At 70.6% G+C, this 19360-nt stretch carries 15 protein-coding genes; 4 read left to right on the top strand and 11 right to left on the bottom strand.

From position 1 onward, the window contains the following. The first annotated feature begins 20 nt into the window (after positions 1-20). Positions 21-1943 (top strand): TlpA family protein disulfide reductase, encoded by a 1923-nt coding sequence (locus PPSIR1_RS23625; protein ID WP_157595894.1) that lies wholly within the window; start codon positions 21-23, stop codon positions 1941-1943. A 58-nt stretch (positions 1944-2001) separates the two neighbouring features. Next, positions 2002-3708 (top strand): peptide chain release factor 3, encoded by a 1707-nt coding sequence (locus PPSIR1_RS23620; protein ID WP_006973684.1) that lies wholly within the window; start codon positions 2002-2004, stop codon positions 3706-3708. Between the two features lie 254 nt (positions 3709-3962). On the opposite strand, the gene PPSIR1_RS23615 is transcribed toward PPSIR1_RS23620, so the two are convergent. The 10 genes from PPSIR1_RS23615 to PPSIR1_RS23570 form a co-directional block, all read right to left on the bottom strand. Further along, positions 3963-6047, bottom strand: coding sequence for a LamG-like jellyroll fold domain-containing protein (locus tag PPSIR1_RS23615; protein WP_006973683.1), 2085 nt, complete (start codon positions 6045-6047; stop codon positions 3963-3965). 257 nt (positions 6048-6304) lie between these two features. Further along, a complete protein-coding gene (locus PPSIR1_RS43620) occupies positions 6305-7363 on the bottom strand; it encodes an STAS domain-containing protein (RefSeq protein ID WP_006973682.1) in 1059 nt (352 codons plus the stop codon). 2 nt (positions 7364-7365) lie between these two features. Continuing rightward, entirely contained in the window at positions 7366-8031 is a 666-nt protein-coding gene (locus PPSIR1_RS23605) for a XylR N-terminal domain-containing protein (RefSeq protein WP_006973681.1), read from the bottom strand. 731 nt (positions 8032-8762) lie between these two features. Then, the gene (locus PPSIR1_RS23600) at positions 8763-10202 is read right to left on the bottom strand and encodes a hypothetical protein (protein ID WP_157595893.1); all 1440 of its coding nucleotides are present in this window, start codon (positions 10200-10202) and stop codon (positions 8763-8765) included. A 39-nt stretch (positions 10203-10241) separates the two neighbouring features. After that, positions 10242-11123: a gamma-glutamylcyclotransferase family protein gene (locus tag PPSIR1_RS23595; RefSeq protein WP_006973679.1), complete on the bottom strand. Its 882-nt coding sequence runs from the start codon at positions 11121-11123 to the stop codon at positions 10242-10244. Between the two features lie 5 nt (positions 11124-11128). After that, complete coding sequence (locus PPSIR1_RS23590) at positions 11129-12199, bottom strand: MlaD family protein (RefSeq protein ID WP_006973678.1); 1071 nt, start codon at positions 12197-12199, stop codon at positions 11129-11131. Positions 12200-12230: 31 nt separating this feature from the next. Further along, the gene (locus tag PPSIR1_RS23585; protein ID WP_006973677.1) at positions 12231-13028 is read right to left on the bottom strand and encodes an ABC transporter ATP-binding protein; all 798 of its coding nucleotides are present in this window, start codon (positions 13026-13028) and stop codon (positions 12231-12233) included. Positions 13029-13046: 18 nt separating this feature from the next. Next, positions 13047-13826: an MlaE family ABC transporter permease gene (locus tag PPSIR1_RS23580; protein ID WP_006973676.1), complete on the bottom strand. Its 780-nt coding sequence runs from the start codon at positions 13824-13826 to the stop codon at positions 13047-13049. After that, positions 13823-14578, bottom strand: coding sequence for an MlaE family ABC transporter permease (locus tag PPSIR1_RS23575; protein ID WP_006973675.1), 756 nt, complete (start codon positions 14576-14578; stop codon positions 13823-13825). The genes PPSIR1_RS23580 and PPSIR1_RS23575 overlap by 4 nt, the downstream gene beginning before the upstream one ends. 12 nt (positions 14579-14590) lie before the next feature. After that, a complete protein-coding gene (locus PPSIR1_RS23570) occupies positions 14591-15187 on the bottom strand; it encodes a methylated-DNA--[protein]-cysteine S-methyltransferase (protein WP_006973674.1) in 597 nt (198 codons plus the stop codon). 111 nt (positions 15188-15298) lie between these two features. Between PPSIR1_RS23570 and PPSIR1_RS23565 the strand changes: the two genes are divergently transcribed. Next, positions 15299-16951 carry a GDSL-type esterase/lipase family protein gene (locus PPSIR1_RS23565; protein ID WP_006973673.1) on the top strand — a complete coding sequence of 551 codons (1653 nt, stop codon included), beginning with the start codon at positions 15299-15301 and terminating at the stop codon, positions 16949-16951. A 1-nt stretch (position 16952) separates the two neighbouring features. Here the strand turns inward: PPSIR1_RS23565 and PPSIR1_RS23560 are convergent, their stop codons facing one another. Continuing rightward, the gene (locus PPSIR1_RS23560; RefSeq protein WP_006973672.1) at positions 16953-17519 is read right to left on the bottom strand and encodes a hypothetical protein; all 567 of its coding nucleotides are present in this window, start codon (positions 17517-17519) and stop codon (positions 16953-16955) included. 133 nt (positions 17520-17652) lie between these two features. Between PPSIR1_RS23560 and PPSIR1_RS48210 the strand changes: the two genes are divergently transcribed. After that, positions 17653-19023, top strand: coding sequence for a DUF4215 domain-containing protein (locus tag PPSIR1_RS48210; protein WP_198154596.1), 1371 nt, complete (start codon positions 17653-17655; stop codon positions 19021-19023). The last annotated feature ends 337 nt before the right edge of the window (positions 19024-19360 follow it).

The following is a 19360-nucleotide window of genomic DNA, read 5'->3' as shown; positions in this document are numbered from 1 at the left end:
CCTTGGCCCACTGGACCTGCATGCGACACCTCCCCCGCTCGTTCCCCCGCCAGGTGTCGCGCCTGGCAGCCTCGACCCTCGCCGCGTTCGCCCTGGCCTGCGCGACCCCGGCGGACCCGGAGGGCGGCGCGACGGCTCCCGGGGCGGACGCGACCGCCGACGCGCAGACCCAGGGCCCCACCACCTTGCGCGGGAGCGTCGTGGGTCACGACGGCGAGCGCATGGCCCTGGCCCACGCCCACATCGTGCGCAGCGTTCGGGCGCCCGCCGAGCCCGTCGACGTGGACGCTGACGGGCGCTTCGAGCTGAGCCTCGAGGGCCAGGGCTTCATCGAGCTGATGTTCACGGGCGTCGGCCATGCCCAGGCGAGCGTGCACGTGCCGCTGGATGGGGGCGTGCACGAGCTGCAGGTCACCCTGGGCACCCACGAGCGGCCCGAGAGCTACGCCGAGCGCGAGTCCATCGCCGGCTTTGGCTTTTTTCAGGGCTGGCCGGAGCTGGAAGCCGAAGCAGAAGCCGAAGCCGAAGCCAAGGCCGACGCGACCCCCGGAGCGGGGGAGGGGCAGGGCAAGCCCGCGCCTTCGCCCGGAGAGCGCGTCGGCTTCGAGTTCGAGCCCCAGGCCGACGGCACCTTCCTCGCCAAGGTCAAGCTCAACCCGGCGGACCTCGAGCTCGGGGCCACGGAGTTTCGCTACCAGCTCGCGTCGGCGACGAACTCGAGCCGGACCATCAACGGCACCGAGGCGGCGAGCTTCGTCTACGACGGCGGCGGCGACTACTTCAGCGTCGTCCGCGTCGAGCCCGGCGCCGAGACCCTCGAGCTGCGCTTCGACCCCGCCGCGATGACGCCCCCCGGGCTGCCCGGGAAGGTCGCGGCCTCGACCCCCGACGATCCGAGCTCGGACTTTGGGGCCATCGTCGCGCTGGACTGGCGGCTGAGCGCCCTGTCCAGCGAGCTGTGGGCCGAGGCCATGGCCGAGAGCGAGGCCGAGCCCGAGGAGGCCGACGCGCTGCGTGAGCGGGTGCAGCAGGCCGTCATCGATCAGACCGCGGACGCGGTGCGGACGCTCGAGGGGGCCGTGCGCACCGCGGGCCTGGTGATCTGGGCCGAGCAGCTCGCCCCGGAGTTCGAGGCCGACGCCGCCCTGGTCGACGAGCTCTTCGCCACCCTCGAGCCCGACGACGCGGCGTGGTCGCTGCGCCCTTGGGCCCTGAGCCAGGCCCTCAAGCTCAGCCCCAAGCCGGACTACCGCGACCGAGCCGTGCGCGAGCACCCCGACGCCAAGGTCGTCGGCGCGGTCTTGCTGGGTATTTTGTGGGCCAACCAAAGCCCTGACGAGGCCGCGGTCCAGGCCAGCAAGGCGGCCTACGAGGCCCTCCAGGACCCGCGCTTCGAGGGCACGATGTACGCCCACATGGCCGGGCAGTACGACCCCGACCGGGCCACGGCGCCGGGCAAGGCCATGCCCGCGTTCAGCCTCCCGCGCCTGGGCGGCGGCGACCCGATCACCTCCGAGGGCATGGCCGGGCAGGTCTACGCCCTCGACTTTTGGGCGACCTGGTGTGCCCCCTGCGTCGCCGACCTGCCCGAGCTGCACGCGGTCTATGCCGCGCTCAACGGGGCCGAGGTCGCGCCGGCCAAGGCTGGTGAGGCCCCCGCCCCGGCCGACTACCGCGCGCTCGACCTGGGCGCGCGCCGGGTCGAGATCATCTCCGTGTCCTGGGACGACGCGGGCGAGACCGTGAGCCGCTACCGCGAGAACGACTGGCCCATGCCCTGGCTGCACTCCGTCCCGAGCATGGAGGAGCGGCAGGTGCTCTCGGAGCGCTTCAACGTCATCGGCGTGCCGACGATGATCGTCGTCGACGGGGAGGGCACGATCCTCGCCTCGGGCCTGTCCGTGCGCGCGAAACAGCTGGGCGAGCTCTTGAGCGAGGGTTGAGGCCTACTCGGGCGCCGCTCTGGCTAGGGGGGCGATGCTCTGCCATCCTCCGCGCACCGTGAAGGCTCCCGAGCAAGCCAAGGCGGAGGTCGCGCGTCGGCGCACCTTTGCGATCATCAGCCACCCCGACGCGGGCAAGACCACCTTGACCGAAAAGCTGCTGCTGTTCGGCGGCGCGATCCAGATGGCCGGGGCCATCCGCGCGCGCAAGGCCAGCCGCCACGCCGTGTCCGACTGGATGAAGATGGAGCAAGAGCGCGGCATCTCGGTCACGACCTCGGTGATGAGCTTCGAGTTCCCCATCCCCGGTCGCCCCGAGGACGCCCCGGACTTCGAGCGCCTCGCCAACGTCAACCTCCTCGACACCCCCGGCCACGCCGACTTCGGCGAGGACACCTACCGCGTGCTCACGGCCGTCGACTCGGCGCTGATGGTCATCGACGGGGCCAAGGGCGTCGAGTCGCGCACGGAGAAGCTCATCGAGATCTGTCGCATGCGCGACACCCCGGTGATCACCTTCGTCAACAAGTTCGACCGCGAGTGCAAGAACCCCCTCGAGCTCCTCGACGAGATCGAGGACAAGCTCGGCATCCCCTGCGTGCCCTGGACCTGGCCCGTGGGCATGGGCAAGGGCTTCAAGGGCGTCTACCACCTCGTCGAGCGCGAGCTGCACGTGTTCAAGCCCAGCGACGAGGGCACCATCGCCGCGGGCATCCCCGTCGAGGGCATCGACGACCCCAAGCTCGACGAGCTGCTCGGGGAGGAGGCCGTCGAGGAGCTGCGCGAGGCCGTCGAGCTGCTCGAGGGCGCGGGCGTCGAGTACGACCGCGAGGAATTCCTGGCCGGCAAGCAGACCCCCCTGCTGTTCGGCTCGGCCATGAACAACTTCGGCGTCCGCGAGCTGCTGCGCGCCTTCGTCAGCCTGGCCCCCGCGCCCCAAGAGCGCCAGGCCGTGGTCGGCAAGGCCGCGGTCGAGGCCCCCAAGCCCGGCGACCCCGTCGAGACCCGCATGGTCGACGCCGACGAGGCGGCCTTCTCGGGCTTCGTGTTCAAGATCCAGGCGAACATGGACCCCAAGCACCGCGACCGCATGGCCTTCTTGCGGATCTGCTCGGGACGCTTCAGCCGCGGCATGAAGGCCCACCACGTGCGCCTGGGCCGGGACGTCGCCATGGGCAACGCCCTGGCGTTTTTGGCCCGCTCCCGCGAGCTCGTGGAGGAGGCCTGGCCCGGGGACATCATCGGCATCCCCAACCACGGCACCATCAAGATCGGCGACACCTTCTCCGAGGGCAAGAAGCTGCGCTTCACCGGCATCCCCAGCTTCGCCCCCGAGCTGTTCCGCCGCGTGATCCTCAAGACCCCGCTCAAGGCCAAGCAGCTGGCCAAGGGCCTGCGCCAGCTGTCCGAGGAGGGCGCCATCCAGGTGTTCAAGCCCCTGCTCGGGGCCACCTGGGTCGTCGGCGCCGTCGGTCAGCTGCAGCTCGAGGTCATGAAGCACCGCCTCGAGGACGAGTACTCGGTGGTCGCCATCTACGAGCCCGTCGAGTACTCCATGGCGCGGTGGATCACCCCGGACCTCGAGCACCACGACAAGGTGACGCTGGACAAGGTGATGGCGAACTTCAAGCGCAAGTGCGAGGAGAACCTCTACGTCGACGGGCACGACGACTTGGTCTATCTGGCGCCGAACAAGTGGAACCTGAGCAAGACGGCGGAGCGCTTCCCCGAGCTCAAGTTCGAGGCGACGCGCGAGCATTCCTGAGAGGCCCCCGCAGGCGTTGGGGGACCGGGGGCGCTTCGTCGCTGTCCGCTCCTCCGCTTTGGTCGTGGGGCAATGGCGTTCGTGCCTCCTCAGACCGCATGTGGTCACCCCCGTTCCGGGGGTGTTGTCTGGCGGGGGTGAGGGCCCTCAGGGGTCCTGCAGGCGTTGGGGACGAGCCGCGAACACGCTCAAAGGCCCGAGCGCCCGACCCCTGGGGGCCGGCCGCTGGGGCTTGGGGTTCTCAACGGTGATGCTCAGCGAGCCATCAGGGCTTCGATCTGCGCCTGGCTCAGGCCGCGGTCGAAGATGTTGAGGTCGTCGACGGCGCCCGCGAAGAAGTTGTCGTAGGGGGCGGCGGCGCCCCGGCGACCGATGTAGAGCGGGGAGTCGTTGTGGGTGTTGGGCCCGGTCGTGTCGGTGACGTCGCCGCCTTGCTGCTGGCCGTCGATGTACAGGCGCAGCGCGTCGCCGGACTTGACGAAGGCGACGTGGTGAAACTGCCCGTCGTTGATGGTCGCGGTCGAGAGCACGCTGGGGTGCTTCGAGCCGTCGTAGCGCGCGGCGACGATCTTGCCGACGTTGCCGCTGTTTTGGTTGATGTAGCGGATCACGAAGGGGTAGCCGCCCCCGCCGCTCCACTTCTCGACCACGTCGTTGTCGGGCTTGGACAGGTCGAGCTGCTCGTCCGCGCGGACCCACAAGGCGACGGTGAAGTCCTCGTCGCCGTAGGACACGTCCGGGCCGTTGGGCAAGGTGGCGTAGCCGCTGGTGCCGTCGAGCTCGAGGGCGCCGCGGTTGTAGGTGGTGATCGGCGCGGCCTCGGTAGAGAACAGGGCCCCGCCGACCACGCTCGCGGCGTCGCCGTCGCTGGCGTTGGCGCCCGAGTCGTCGAGCAGCAGGCTGGAGATCGGATCGAGGGTGACGGCGCCGAGCAGGGGGCGGGTCAGCGTCGTGCTCGCGGGCAGGTCGCCCAGGTAGTCCGCCGAGACCCACTGCTTGGCGACGACGTCGTAGTACTCGACGTAGATGGCGTCGACGGAGTAGACGACGTTGTCGGTCTGGATCGACACGCCCTCGGGCTCGAACAGCTCGCCGAAGTCCATGCCGAGGTGGGACTGGCCCAAGACGTCGGCGTCGAAGGTCTTCCACATCGTGGTGGTGTCGCCGTCGAAGGCGTTGGCGGGCAGCGACCAGGACCGGGAGTCGCCGCTGTCGAAGGCCTCGCCGTCGGTCCGCGGGCTCAGGCAGCCGGCGTCCTCGCAAAAGGCCATCTCGCGCACGACGATCTGCCCGGTGTTCTCCTGGACGGCGGCGTTGCGGACTCGCCAGCGGGTGGGGAAGCGCTCGCGCTGGGCGAGGGGGCGGACCAGCTCGCTGGAGGCGGGGAGCTTGCCGAGGTAGTCGTAGGTCACCCACTGCTCGGCGACGACGTCGTAGTACTCGACGTAGATGGCGTCGACGGAGTAGACGACGTTGTCGGTCTGGATGGACAGACCGCCGATCTCGGTGATCTCGCCGAAGTCCATGCCGAGGTGGGACTGGCCCTCGACGTCGGCGTCGAAGGTCTTCCACATCGTGGTGGTCTCGCCGTCGAAGGCGTTGGCGGGCAGCGACCAGGACTGGGAGTCGCCGCTGTCGAAGGCGACGCCGTCGGTCAGGGGCTCGGCACACTCGGCGTCGGCGCAAAAGGCCATCTCGCGCACGACGATCTGCCCGGTGTTCTCCTGGACGGCGGCGTTGCGCACCCGCCACTGCGTGGGGAAGGCCTCGCGGGCCTGGACCGCGCGGGTCGAGGTGGCCTGGGCGGGGAGCTTGGCCAGGTAGTCGGCGGTGACCCACTCCTGAGCGGCCTCGTCGTAGTACTCGACGTAGATGGAGTCGACGGAGTAGACGACGTTGTCGCCCTGCAGGCGGAGCCCGGCGACGCTCGTGGGCTGGCCAAAGTCGAGGCCGATGTAGGACTGGCCGGCGACGTCGGTGTCGAAGGTCTTCCACATCGTGGCGGTGTCGCCGTCGAAGGCGTTGGCGGGGAGCGACCAGGACTGGGAGTCGCCGCTGTCGAAGGCGACCCCGCCGGTCAGGGGGCTGTCGCACTCGGCGTCGGCGCAAAAGGCCATCTCACGGATGACCCACTGCCCCGTGTTGGCCTGGGCGGCGGCGTTGCGGATGCGCCACTTGCTGGCGGCGGGTCCCGGGAGGTTTCCCTCGCGCAGGTCGGCGTCGGCGAACTCGTCGTCGAGCTCGGGGGATTCGCCCGTGTCACAGCCGAGCGTCAGCGAGAGGGCGGACGCGAGGGTGCCGAGGACGAGGAGCTTGGGGAGGGTGCTGTTCTTGGTCATGGTCTGAACTCACTCCGGCGAACCGGTGTCATGGCCGACCGCGTCTCGATGAGCGGCGGCGAGCATCCAGGGAGTGACCAGGCCGAGGGTCTTCATTCAGAAAGTGTTGAATTTAAATATGTCGATTCAAATATCCGTGCTTTGTGGTTGGGTGGGGAGAAATGGTAAGTGATTACATTCGTGATTGCGGGAGGGTGTCACTGGCAAAAAGGTCAGCGAGGCGTCACGCGGGCCCGTGTGATGGCATCGAGCCGCGGCTAGCGCTTCAACCGACGCAGGCACTCTTCCAGGCCCGCGCCGAGGGTCGGCAAGGTCGCGAGCTTCGCGATGCCGGTGTCGAGCCCGACCAGGGACAGCGCGAGGGCAGGGCCGATCCCCGTCAGCACGCAGGTCGAGCCGAGCAGCTCGCAGGTGCGCGCGAGGCTGACGAGGTAGTTCGCCATCCACGGGTTGACCTGCTCGACCCCGGTGAGGTCGAGCAGGACGTAGCTCGACTTGCGCTGGTTGATCTCGTCCATGAGCCGCCTCGAGATCAATTCTCCGCGGCTCGGATCCACGGTCCCGATGATCGGCAGCGCCAGGACCTCGGCGTGCAGCTGCAAGATCGGCGTGGACAGCCGCGTGATCTCGTCGCGCTGCGAGGCGATGATCGAGAGCTTGACGTCGAGCTCGTCGAAGGCGGCCTGCTTTTTTGCGGCCTCTTCGGCGGCGAGCTGGGCTCGCTGCTCGGCGACGCGCTGCTGGGCGGCCCGCTCGGCGGAGGCCTCGGCGCTGGCGTAGGCCATCGCGGCGAGGCCGACCGCCGAGGACAGGAAGGCCAGCTCGGCCTCGAAGATGGGCTCGCCCGAGAGCTTTGGGCCCAGCACGAGGAGGCCGAGGGGCTCCTCGTGGAGCAGGATCGCCACGGCCACGATGCCCTCCTCGAGGGCCGCGGGGACCTGCGGCCAGCGATCGCGCAGCGCCTCGCGGTCGAGGCAGACGGGCTCGCGCGCGTCGATCAGCTCGCGCCACAGCTCGCAGGCGACGGGTTCGAGCAGGGCCGCGTCTTCGCCCACGCCCTCTCGCGCCCCGAGGGCCAGCGCCCCGGTCTCGCGCTCGAGGGTGAGGGTCAGGCGCGCCGGCGCGTCGAGGAAGGTCCCGCTCAGCGCGCTGAGGGTGTCGCCGATCGCCTCCGGCTCGTTCAGGTCGAGGGTCGAGAAGGTCCTCGCCATCAGCTGGATGAAGCGCATCGCCTCCCCGAGGCGGCGCTGCTCCACCTCGGAGCGGCGCTGCTCCACCTCGGAGCGGCGCGGCTCCACCTCGGAGCGAGCGCTCATCCTCACAGCCCCCGCTTGGCCTTGAACGCGTCGCGCAGGCGCGAAAAATTGCGCGGGTGGGCCATGACGAAGACGCACTGCTCGTCCCCGCAGGCGCGGCAGCTCAGCTCCTCGGCCTTGAGGTCGACGCCGTAGCTGACCTGGCACCAGCCCGTGGAGTAGCCCGCGTTCATGTGGCACACCGGCGCCTTGCTGCTCAGTCCGTTGTCGACGTAGGCGGCGGCCTCGAAGGAGTAGGGGTGGTCGTAGGCCAGGAAGTAGTCCTCGTTGGGCTGAGGCGCGCTCTCTTCGAAGATGTCGACGTTGGCCCAGCCGACGTGGGCGAAGTGCACGGGGCCGAGGGCCAGGCGCATGTCGGGGTCCTCCACGCCGAGGCGCTCCGCGAACAGCTTGGCGTCGCGCATGCCGCAGGCCTTGGCGAGCTTGTAGCGGATCTGCCGGGCACCGGTCTCGCCGAAGGTCTTGCGCAGCTCCTCGTGGAGCTCGATGGCCATGGAGTCCGTGCGCACGAGCATGTAGCGGACGCCCTGGATGTGCAGCTGCCCCTTCTCGGGCTCCCGCTGGAGGTCGGTGAAGAAGCCCTCCATGATGCGCTCGGCCGCGCTGAACAGCGGCGCGAAGGGAGGGGGGCAGCGGACGACGTTCGTGGGTGAGGGCTCGTCGGACATCGGGGGACTCCGTGGGCGGCCTCGTTCGAGCGCAACCTGGGTCGCATGGGCCGAGGTCAACGTATGGCTATTGCAGCATCTTGGCACGGCTTTCGTTGGTCCTTCGTCGCGAGGGAAGATGAGCGGACACGCTCTGTTTTCGCGGGACCGATCCGCCCCGAGCGCAGGGCCAGGCGACGGCACGACGAAATCGCGCGACGCCATCGCCATCGCCCCGCGTTCAGCTCGAGCGCACCCAGATCGTGGACTGGAGCTTTCGCCCCCTGGAGGGGTCCGGCTGTGGAGCTCAGAACCCCCGCGAGGTCAGTCTGAGGCCACGCGGAGCCAACCATGGGTGTGGGACGCGGACCGGGCCGACGACGCGCCGGTCGGGTGCTCTCGACCACGTGAGCGCTCCCGTCGTCTGCCCGTGAAACCCTCGGCCGCCGCGACCCACTAAACATGCACCCGTCGACGACGAGCTGACGCGGGCGGCTCACTTTTTTCACCTTCGTGCCATTCTCGAATCCATGCAAGCCGAACCTCGATTGAGAATCGCAGCGTCGCTGTCCCTGGCCGCGCTGGCGATGACCCTGTCCGCTTGTCCCGTTCCGGGCGCTCCGCCGACCAACCAGCCTCCTCCGGGAGCCCCACCGACGGACCAAGCTCCGCCCGGCGCCCCGCCGACGGATCAGCCCCCGCCGGGGCAGCCGCCGACGGATCAGCCTCCGCCCGGCTCCCCGCCGGAGCACTCACAGTAGGCCGAGCACGGCGCCCGCGAGGCCCAAGATCGCAGGGATGGCCACGAACAGCCGGCGCCGCAGCAAGGCGCGTCGAAGGCTGGCCTCGGGGTCCTCGCTGCCGGCCGCGAACACCACGGCCGGTCCGCTGTCTCCGCCGACTAGCCGCGTCGCCATCGTCCCTTCGCCCCGGCGCAGCTTCCCGAGCGCGGCCACGCGATCGCCCGCGTCGATGCGCTCGACGGTCCCGCCCACGACCCCGTGCTTGGGCGGGCGCGGGCCGCCCCAGTCCTTGCCCCGGCTCTGCGCCCGGCCAAACCATCGCTCGCGCGGGGCCGCCCAGATCGCGCCGCCGAGGCTGACCTCCACGGGCCCCAGGGCGGTGTCGAGGGTGAGCACCTGGGCGCCGCCGACGTGGCGGATGCCGCAGCCGTAGTGGGTGGTCTCGTTGGCCTGGACCGTCTGGCTGTTGCCGTCGCTGTCGGTGATGGTCTTGGTGACCTGGCGGGTCTCGGACCAGATCTTCATGACGACCTCGCGCCAGGCCAGGGGCCGGTCGCGGGCCTCCCCGGAGGCGGTCCCGACCACCCGGCCTTCGGTGATCTCGGCGGCGGCGATGCGATCGCGGATCGATGCAGCGCCGAGCAGGCGCCGGACCTCGGCGGCCGAGAGGCGATCGTGAAGGTAGAGCAACACCGCCGCGACGACGCCGGCCAGGCCGAGGTAGGCCGCGCTGACCAGCGGCTCGAACATCGGCAGGCCCGCGCCGACGGCCAGCACCAGCCAGCCCCCCAAGGTGATCAGCACGGCCTCCCACTTGTCGCGCTGGGGCGCGCGCTCGAGGGCCCCGGTGCTCAGCGTGCCGGGGTCGTCGGGCTTGCCAAAGCCTGGGGCGTGAAAGCGCGGCAAGGGGTGGTGCTGGGCGTGCACGTAGGCGGCGACGAGGACGTGGAGCATCACCCACTGGGCCGAGAACACCCAGGCCTCGGCGCCGCCGTAGAGCATCAGGGCGGGCCCCAAAATGCCCAGGCCCAGCCAGACCTTCGCGGCGTGGCGGAAGGTGAAGCGGTGGATGCGGGCGCTCCGGCTCAGCTCGGGCTCGGGCGCTTTGGCGCTGCCCTTGCCGCGGGCCGTGGGGGCGACGAGGCGCTTGGCCAGGGCCGTCGCCGGGACCCACTCCTCGCCGTCGTCGGTCGAGACTTGGAAGGCGCCCACGTGGGTGCCGATCACCGTGCCAGGCACGAAGCTCGACCCGCGCTCGACGAGGACCGCGTCGCCCTTGCGCGGCTGGTCGTGCTCGGAGCACAGGACCGCCAGCTCGGCCCGGGCGCAGGCGAGGTACTCCCCGTCTTCGCGGATGACGTGCACGCCCGCATCGTCGGTGTGGGTGACCGTCCCGCGGGCGTAGCTGGAGCCCACGAGCACGGCGGTATTGGGCTGCAGCGATCTCACCCCGCCATGGTCGCCGCTGGCCTCGGGGGCTGGCAACGACTACTGAGCGTCGAGGAAATCTTGCAGCCGCCCGACGATGACCCCGCCCCCGTGGAGGAGGTGATCGAGGTTCTGGCGCAGGAACTCGCGCTCGTCCTCGGAGCAGTCGGCGACCCGCGGGAGCGGGTGAAAGCCCGGCTGGCCGTGGCGGATGTCGTTGCCGTCGACGCTCTGGCCGCGGACGTGCAACAGGTTGCGGCGGGTGATGGTGTGCCCGCGCCACGAGCGAAAGAAGGACTCGTAGCGCACGACGTAGCCGAGGGCGGAGGTGTGCGCGGGCTTTTGGGGGTCCGAGCCGTCGAAGGCCGCGAGCTCTTCGGCGGTCCAGCGCCGGTCTCGGCGGGCCGGGTCCGCCTCGAACTCGGCGATCCACGCCTCGCTCTGGGCGCGGACCTCGGGCGCGGTGAGGTGGTGGGGCAGGGCGTCGAGGCGAGCGACGTGCTCGGGGTCCAGGCCGGCCTCTCGGGCGCCGCGCTGGATCAGCCGGAGGTAGCGCTTGGACGGGAGGCCGCCGTGGCCCGGGCGGGCGCGGCCGGGCTTGGGCACGTACAGGCCCACGCCCTCGAAGCGCTCGCCGGTGTAGGACTCGAAGCGGACCGGGGCGACGTCGTAGCCGCCCTCTTGGCGGTCGAGGCCCTCGGCCTCGGCGGCGCTGACCTCGAAGGCGGCGCCGTGCAGCACCGCGCTCGGGTCTTCGCGCACGCACGCGAACGCAGGATCGACGTGGGGGATGCCGGGCAGGTCGAAGGTCAGCGCCCAGCCGCGCACCCGGCCCACGAGGTGGCGCGTCGGCGCGAGCTGCTTTTTGGTCCGCAGGTTGTCGAGGCTGATGTTCGAGGCGTAGCCAAAGCGCCACACCGAGGGTTTGCCGAGGTCGGCCATGGGCTCTACTCCTCCAGCGCCTCGATGCGGTCCTTGGCGTTCTTGCGCTTGCCTCCGCCCACGCGCACGAGCACGCCCTCTTCCTGGAGGAACTTGCGCACGGTCAGCTCGTCGATGGCCGCGGCCCGGCGGGCGAGCAGGGACAGGTTGCTGACCAGCGGACCCACGTCCTCGCCGATGCCCTCGAGGTCCTTGGAGATCTTGGCCAGGTTGTCGCTGGCCACGGCGACGTCGTCGATGATCTCGCCGACCTTGTCCATGCGCTCGGGGGTCAGCTCGTCGGTCACGCGCTCGACCTTGGCCAGGGCGTTGTCGGCCCGGGTCAGGGTCTGGTCGGCCTTGCTGAGCAGGCCGGGCAGGCGGTTGGCGGTGGTCGTGGTGATGCGGTCGAGGTTGCCGATGATGCGGTCGACGCGGGGGTCGTCCATGAGCTCGTTGACGTTGTCGATGAGCAGCTTGACGCCGTCCTTGTTCTCCTCGGTGATCTCCTTGACGGCGGTCACGGTGGCCATGGCGTCGTCGAGGGTCTTGCTGATCTCCTCGCGGGTGACGACGGGCTCGCCCCCGTCCTCGCCGGCCGCCTTGGCGACCAGGCCGTCGACGCGGCCGATGAGGGGCTTGAGCGCAGCGCCGATCGAGTCCTCGCCGCCGAGCACGGGCTCGAGGGCGTTGAGCACCTGGTCGACCTCGAAGGTCGAGCGCACGTTGACGATCTCGCCGCCCTCGGCGAGCAGCGGCGCGTCCTCGGTGCCGGGGTCGAGCTGCAGGTACTTCTCGCCCAGCAGGCTCTTGGCGCGGACCCGGGCGACGGCGTCCTCGTGGAGCTCGACGTCCTGCTCGAGGCGCAGGGTCAGCTGGGCGCCGTCGGGGGTCACGGCGATGTCTTCGACCACGCCGACCTTGACCCCGGCGACCTTGACCGCGTTGTCGCGGACCAGGCCCGCGGCCTGATCGAGGGAGACGACATAGCGCTGGCCCTTGCCGCCACCGAGGGCGCCGATGCTCTGCGCGAGGTAGAGCAGCAGGCCCAGGGTGATGACCATGAAGGCCCCGAGGAAGATGTGTTTGCGGTTCACGGCTTGGACGACCTTGCCTAGACGACTTTGCCTAGACGACTTTGATGGGCCCGACGGTCTGGCGGGTGAAGAATTGCTCGAGGGCGGGGTGGTTCTCGGCGAACACCTGATCGGCCGGGCCGAAGGTGACCAGCTTGCCGTTGGCGAGCATGCCGATGTACTGGGCGACCATGCGCGCCTCGGCGGTGTCGTGGCTGATGATGATGAAGGTCATGCCCAGGGTCCGGTGGAGCTCGAGGATGAGCTCGTCGAGGGTGGCGGACATGACCGGGTCGAGGCCCGAGGAGGGCTCGTCGCACAGCACGATGTCGGGGTCGATGGCGATGGCCCGGGCGAAGGCGACGCGCTTGCGCATGCCGCCGGACAGCTCGCTGGGGAACTTGTCCTCGGCGTGGGCGACCCCGACCCGGGCGAGGCGGTCGCGGACCTTCTCGCGGATCTCGTCCTCGCGCATCTTGGTGTGCAGGCGCATGGGGAAGGCGACGTTGTCGAACACGCTCATGTCGTCGAACAGCGCGCCGTCCTGAAACAGCATGCCGAAGCGACGGCGCACGGCGAACAGGCGGTCGCGGTCCCGGGCTCGTTTTTCGTCGAGCTCGGCCACGTTCTCGCCGAACACGAGCACGCGGCCGGTGTCGGGGCGGAGCAGGCCGACGAGGCAGCGCAAGAGCACGGACTTGCCCGTGCCCGAGGGGCCGAGCATCACGCAGATCGTGCCCCGGGGGATGGTCAGGTTGACGCCGTCGAGGACCGTGTGCGAGCCGAAGGACTTGCTGACGTTCTCGAGCACGACCGCGGGGGTGTCGTCGCGTTGCTTGGGGGCGCTCATGGGCAAATCACCCGCACTTCATCCGTAGATCAGCCAGGACAGGAACAGGTTGACGACGATGCAGGTCACCGCGCCGTGGACGATGGCGAGGTTGGTCGAGATCCCGACCCCGTCGGCGCCGTCGCGCTTGGACACGCTGTAGCCGTGGAAGCAGGCGATGACCGCGACCAGCCAGCCCATGATCAGGCCCTTGAGCATGCCCGCGCCGATGTCGACGAGGCCGACCTGCTCTTGGATCTGGGTCATGAAGCTGCCGGCGTCGAGGTCGAGCTGGTAGACGGCGCCGGCGTAGCTGGCCGCGATCCCGACGACGTCGGCGTAGCCGCACAACAGCGGCAGCGCGAGGGTCACGGCCCACAGCCGCGGCGAGATCAGGTAGTCGAGGGGGTCGACGGCCATCACCTCGAGGGCCTCGATCTGCTCGGAGATGCGCATGTTGGCCAGGCTCGCCGCCAAGTTGGCGCCGATGCGCGCGCCGCAGACGACGGCCGCCATGACCGGGTAGAGCTCGCGCACCCCGCCCACGCCGGCGAACATGCCCAGCAGGTCCTGGCCGCCGAAGCGCTCGAAGGAGGCGTAGCTCTGGACGCTGAGGTTCAGGCCCGCGAACGCGGTGAGCATGGTCAGCAGGGCCAGAGAGCCCCAGCCGGCGTCGACGAACTGGGTGATGAACACGTCCCGGGGCGGGACGCGGGTGAACTGCACGCGCAGCGCCAGGCCCACGAAGCGGACGAAGTCGACGAGCTTGGTCAGCGAGCGCTCGACGCTCGCGATCAGGCCCTCGTCCGGGCCGCTCACAGGCCGGCCCCCAGCAGCGCCATGCTGACGACGTAGTCGGTGAACAGGATCAGCACGATGGTGCTGACCACGGTGTCGTTGGCGGCCTTGCCGACGTCGGCGGCCCCGCGCCCGACGTTGAGCCCGAGGTAGCCGGCGATCATCCCGACGCCGAGGCCAAAGACCGCGCACTTGCCCAGGCCGACCCACAGGTCCATGGGCGTGATCTGGGCGGTGAGGTTGTCCATGAACGCGCCGTGGTCGACCCCGCCCAGGGGCACGGCGAAGATCCAGCCCGAGAGGATGCCGAGCAAGTTGGTGACCACGCTGAGCAGGGGCGTGACGAGGACGCAGGCGAGCACGCCGGGGACGACGACGTAGCGCACCGGGTCGACGGACATGACCGCGAGGGCGTCGATCTGCCCGCGGACCTTCATGGTGCCGATGCGCGCGGCGATCGACGAGCCGGCCTGGGCCGCGACCATGACCGAGGCCAGGGCCGGGCTGTACTCGCGGATGATCGCCGTGCCCAGGAAGGCCGAGAGCATGCGCTCGGCGCCGAAGAGCTTGAACACCGCGATGCCCTGGAGGGAGATCACCGCGCCCACGGGGGCGACGGCCAGGCCCACGGGCACGATGCAGCGCTGGACCAGGATCGCCATGATGTCGAGGGTCTGGCGCAGGTAAAAGGGCCGGCTGAAGGTCGCGCGGGCGACCTGAGCCATGAACACCACCAGTCCCCCGATGGTCTGGAGCATGCGCAGCAAGGCCACGGCGCGCCCTCGCTAGAGCCCCAGGCTCAGTTGGTTGTCGGGGACCGGCGCCGAGGGGCCCGCGTCGGGGCGCAGGCGCACGCCCTCGTGGGCCAGGAGCCAGCGCTTGCGCGAGAGCCCGCCGGTGAAGCCGGTGAGGGAGCCGTCGCTGCCGATGATCCGGTGGCAGGGGACGACGACGGCGACGGGGTTGCGGCCGTTGGCCCGACCCACGGCCCGGGCCGCGCCGGGCTTGCCGAGCATGCGCGCTTGCTGGCCGTAGCTGCGCACCTCGCCAAAGGGGATGGCGCACAGGGCCTCCCAGGCGGCCTGCTCGAAGGCGCTCGCGGCGGGGTCGGCGAGGATCTCGAGCTCGAAGTCGCGGCGGGTGCCGGCGAGGTACTCCTCGAGCTGGCGCAGGGCGGCCGAGGGGCGGCCACCGCCGCTTCGGGTCAGCCGCGCACCCCGTCGCCTGGCGAGGGCCTCGAGCACGCTGGTCTCGCGCACCGTGATCCCGGCCACGCGCCCCTCGGGGCTCGTCGCGACCCACGCGGGCAAGGCCGGATGATCGAGGCGCTCGAGGATCCACTCCTCGCCTTCGGCTGAAGGTACGAAACCGACGCTCGCCATGGGTTGCAGTTGTAACAGTCCCAGGGGCTGGGCGGGAGGGTTAGTACGGGCGCTAGAGCCCCTTCTGGGGGCAAATTTGACTTGCCGCGGCGCCCCAGACACAACTCGAGGGTGAGCTCCTCGGCCGAAGGCGATCTTCCCGGCGAGCGCGCGCCCGCGCCTGGATCCAAGGCGGCGGGCTTCGGCGCGTATCTGGGCGTGGTCGTGCTCGGGCTCGGACTGGGCCTGAGCGCCTGCTCCAAGCCCCCGTCCATGCCGGGCGCCGGGGTCGACGACACCGAGGTCGCCCCCCTGCCGGCGACGGCCGAGGGCGCCGCGGAGCCGAGCCCCGTCGATCCGGCCGACGCCGACGCGGACGAGGTCCTGCCCGCCTACACCCCCGAGGCCCTCGCGGCTCGGGTCACGGCGCAGCTGGCCTTCCTCGACGAGGACGAGCTGTTCGAGGACGAGCAGGGCCGGCCCCTCGCGCCCAAGCTCCCCGCGCCCAAGGAAGGCGACGCGCCGGCCCCGGGCTCCGTCGAGGACGACCTGCTCGCGGCGCTGCCGGGCTCGTCGGGCATGGGCATGGGCGGCGGCGAGGGGGGGGACCCGGCGGTCGTCAACGGCAACGCCCTGGGCCTCTACGTGCCCATCGAAGAGCCGGCCGCGGGCGACTCCCTGGCCCACTTCCACCAGGCCCTGCGCGACCTGAAGGCCGGCCGCGACGCCGACGGCAAGGTCCGCCTGGCGATCTACGGGGCCTCGCACACCCAGGCCGACGTCTACCCGGGCTACATGCGGGTCTACTTCCAAGAGCGCTTCGGCGACGGCGGGCCGGGCTTCATCGCGACCACCAAGATCAACAAGTGGCACCGCTACGCCGACTGGTCCATCGAGCAGACCAAGGGCTGGAAGGTCGAGCACGCCCAGCGCTCGACGGCGCGCAAGGACGGCCTCTACGGGCTGATCGGCGTCAGCGGCTCGAGCAGCAGCAAGCGCGACCGGACCAAGCTCAAGCCGCGCAGCGCCTACCCCCGCGCCAGCCAGTACGAGCTGTTCTTCCTGCGCCAGCCCGACGGCGGCACGGCCAAGCTCTACGTCGACGGTAAGAAGCTCGGCGTCGTCGACACGGACTCGAAGACCGGGGACTACACCGCCGGCTACCACCCCTTCAGCCTCGACGCGGAGACCGGCCACGAGCTCGAGCTGCGCGTCGTCGGGGACGGCGAGGTCCGGCTGTTCGGCGTGGCCATGGAGCGCGAGCAGCCCGGCGTGGTCGTCGACACCCTCGGCATCTCGGGGACGCGGGCGGCCAACATGCTCAAGTGGAACGAGCAGGTCTGGTCCGACACCTTCAGCCACCGCCAGCCCGACCTGTGGACCATGTTCTACGGGACCAACGAGGCGACCGACGAGAACCAGCCCATCTCGGCCTACCGCGCCGACCTGCGCGAGGTCATCACCCGGCTCCAGCGCGCCGCGCCCGAGGCCAGCTGCCTGATCATCGGCCCCGGCGACTTCCCCCGCCAGGTCGAGGACGGCGTGTGGGTGCCCCGACCGCGGGTCGCCGCGATCATCGAGACCCAGCGGGATCTGGCCTACGAGATGGGCTGCGGCTTTTGGGACGCGCTGGCCTTCATGGGCGGCGTCAACAGCATGCACACCTGGGCGACCGCGGTGCCCCAGATGGGCAGCCGCGACCACATCCACTTCACGCGCCGCGGCTACGTGCGCCTGGGCATGGCCGTCGTCGACGCGATGATGGCCGACTTCGACCGGGAGTAGCTCAGGGCTCGATGGGCTCGCAGCCCTCGTCGAGGGTGAGCAGCTCGCCGTCCGTGCACGTGCGCAGGGCCGCGATCAGCTCGGTCACGAGGGCGTCGGCAGGGGCGAGCTCCGCGGGCGGGTTGCTGAACTCGTAATTGTGCTCGGTCGACTGGCCCTCGCGGATCAAGGTGATCCGGCTCGCGCCGCCGTCGTCACAGTCCGGGCAGCCGTAGGTCTCGTCGAGCGCGACGCCGACGAGCGCGACCGCGGCAGCGTCGATCTGCTCGCGCCCCGCGGCGGTCAGCGTGCCGGTGTTGCCGACGGTGGTCTGGGTCTCCCAGTCGAGGATCGCCAGGTCGAGGGCGTCGTCCGCCGCGAGCGTCAAGGTGCCCGAGCACTTGCCCAGGCACTCGCCGAAGGACCAGCCGGCCGCGCTGATCGTCGCGTCGGCTTCGCCGCCCTCATCCCCCTCGGCTCGCTCGTCGCCCTCGTCGGTCCCGTCGTCAGCGCAGCCTGGACCCGCGCACGCGAGGATCAGCGCAGCCGTACACAGCGAGCGGAGCAGTCGAGGGGCGCGGGCGAGCATGGCCCATGATCGCCGGGCGTTCCCGGGAGTTCAATCTCCGAGTTCGCGGCCTGCCGCGCTGGGGCGAGTCCCGCCTGCGGGCTGTGAGCGAGCGTGGTTTGCGCGAACGGTCCTCGTGCGCTCTCATGGGCCCATGCGATCTTGCTCCATCCCGTTGCTGACCGCCCTCTCGCTGGCGGCCTGTCCCGCTCCGTCCGAGGACACCGACGTTGGGGTCGAAGCCGGCTCCGACGACGAGGTCGGCGAGTCGACGACAGACTCTAGAGCCGAGGCGAGCTCGGACACCGAGGCGAGCACCGAGGGCGAGACGAGCTCGGACACCGACACGGGCACGGACACCGAGACGAGCTCGGACACCGAGACGAGCACCGAGGGCGACGCGGGCACGGAGACGGAGACCGGCGGCGGCCCGGCGTGCGGCGACGGCGTGGTCGAGGGCGACGAGGCTTGCGACGACGGCAACACCCTGCCCGGGGACGGCTGCGGCCCCAACTGCATGGTCTCGGGCACGGCGCTGTGGGAGGTGTTCGTCAGCGGCGAGAACCCCGGCCCCGACAGCTTCCGCGAGATCGCCGTGGACCAGCTCGGCCACGTCGCCGTCGTTGGCTACCAGCACCCCGACGTGCGCTGGTACGGCCGCTTCGACGGCAGCAGCGGCGACATGCTGTGGGGCGAGGTGTGGCCGGGGCAGCAGGCCGCCATGTGGGACGTGGGCGCCAACAGCGGGGAGCTCATCGCCCTCGCTATCTCCGCGGGCACGCCCATCGACTCGGCCCGGCTCGTCACCTTCGACGGGGACGGCGTGATGGGCTGGCAGCACACCCTGCCGATGGACTCCGCGTTCACCTCGGTCGTGCTCACCCCCGAGGACGACGTGATCGTCGGCGGCCACGTCGAGGACGTCTTCCACCTGCGGCGCTACGACTCCGAGGGCAACCTCGAGTGGATCGGGCCCGAGATGGGCGACAGCGCCTTCGACCTCGCGCTGCGCCCCGACGGGTCGATCGTCGCAGCGACCGTCGGGTCGCCCCCCAGGGTCGTCTCGATCTCGGCCCAGGGGGAGCACGAGTGGACCGCCGCGCCGCTCGAGTGGATCTCTTACTACGCCGAGCTCACCGCGGACGAGGGGGGGCGGGCCTACGTCGTGGGCTACGAAGGTTCCCCGGCCCACGCGGCGGTCGTCGCCCTCGACACCGACGGCAGCGTGCTGTGGACCTGGGTCGACGAGGAGGAGGGCCAGGGCTGGGGCATCGTGTCCACGGGCCAGGGCCTGCTCGCGGGTGGGGAGCGCTTTGGCCGGGTGCAGTCCAGCGGCTGGCTGGGGTGGTTCGACCTCGACGGCGAGCTGACCCACGAGCAGCTGATCGCCCACCCGGACTTCCCAGACTTCCAGGTCAGCGTCCGCGACCTCGAGCGCAGCCCCGACGGCTACGGCGTCCTCGGCGGCGTCCACTACCAGCCCGACGAGGCCGGCGACATGTGGCTGCGCAAGTTCGAGCTGTGAGCCGCTCAGGTCCGCCGGGTCTTGAAGGACAGGAGGAACTGAGCTCTGTTTTGCCCCCACAGCCACCTGGGACCGGGGACGCTTCGTCGCTCCGCTCCCCCGCTTTAGCTTGGTGGGCAATGGAGCTCGTGCCTTGGAGAAGGCTGGTGGTCGCCCCCGCGAGCGGGGGCGTGGATTCGTTGGCAATCGCTGAGTCGTGGACGTGGGGCAGGGAGGGCGTGGCGTCGTCCACGACGGCTAAAGTAGACAGGGACTGTGAAAACTTCACAGTCCCCTGAGTCGTGGACGTGGGGCAGGGAGGGCGTGGCGTCGTCCACGACGGCTAGAGTAGACAGAG

Source organism: Plesiocystis pacifica SIR-1 (genome assembly GCF_000170895.1).
GTDB classification, from domain to species: Bacteria; Myxococcota_A; Polyangia; order Nannocystales; family Nannocystaceae; genus Plesiocystis; species Plesiocystis pacifica.
This window is presented reverse-complemented; position numbering and strand designations above follow the sequence as displayed.

Excerpts from the sequence above, each read along its gene's own strand:
- PPSIR1_RS23625 (WP_157595894.1), top strand. The coding sequence starts at position 21 with ATGCGACACCTCCCCCGCTCGTTCCCCCGCCAGGTGTCGCGCCTGGCA.
- PPSIR1_RS23615 (WP_006973683.1), bottom strand. The coding sequence starts at position 6,047 with ATGACCAAGAACAGCACCCTCCCCAAGCTCCTCGTCCTCGGCACCCTC.
- PPSIR1_RS43620 (WP_006973682.1), bottom strand. The coding sequence starts at position 7,363 with ATGAGCGCTCGCTCCGAGGTGGAGCCGCGCCGCTCCGAGGTGGAGCAG.
- PPSIR1_RS23605 (WP_006973681.1), bottom strand. The coding sequence starts at position 8,031 with ATGTCCGACGAGCCCTCACCCACGAACGTCGTCCGCTGCCCCCCTCCC.
- PPSIR1_RS23595 (WP_006973679.1), bottom strand. The coding sequence starts at position 11,123 with ATGGCCGACCTCGGCAAACCCTCGGTGTGGCGCTTTGGCTACGCCTCG.
- PPSIR1_RS23585 (WP_006973677.1), bottom strand. The coding sequence starts at position 13,028 with ATGAGCGCCCCCAAGCAACGCGACGACACCCCCGCGGTCGTGCTCGAG.
- PPSIR1_RS23570 (WP_006973674.1), bottom strand. The coding sequence starts at position 15,187 with ATGGCGAGCGTCGGTTTCGTACCTTCAGCCGAAGGCGAGGAGTGGATC.
- PPSIR1_RS23560 (WP_006973672.1), bottom strand. The coding sequence starts at position 17,519 with ATGCTCGCCCGCGCCCCTCGACTGCTCCGCTCGCTGTGTACGGCTGCG.
- PPSIR1_RS48210 (WP_198154596.1), top strand. The coding sequence starts at position 17,653 with ATGCGATCTTGCTCCATCCCGTTGCTGACCGCCCTCTCGCTGGCGGCC.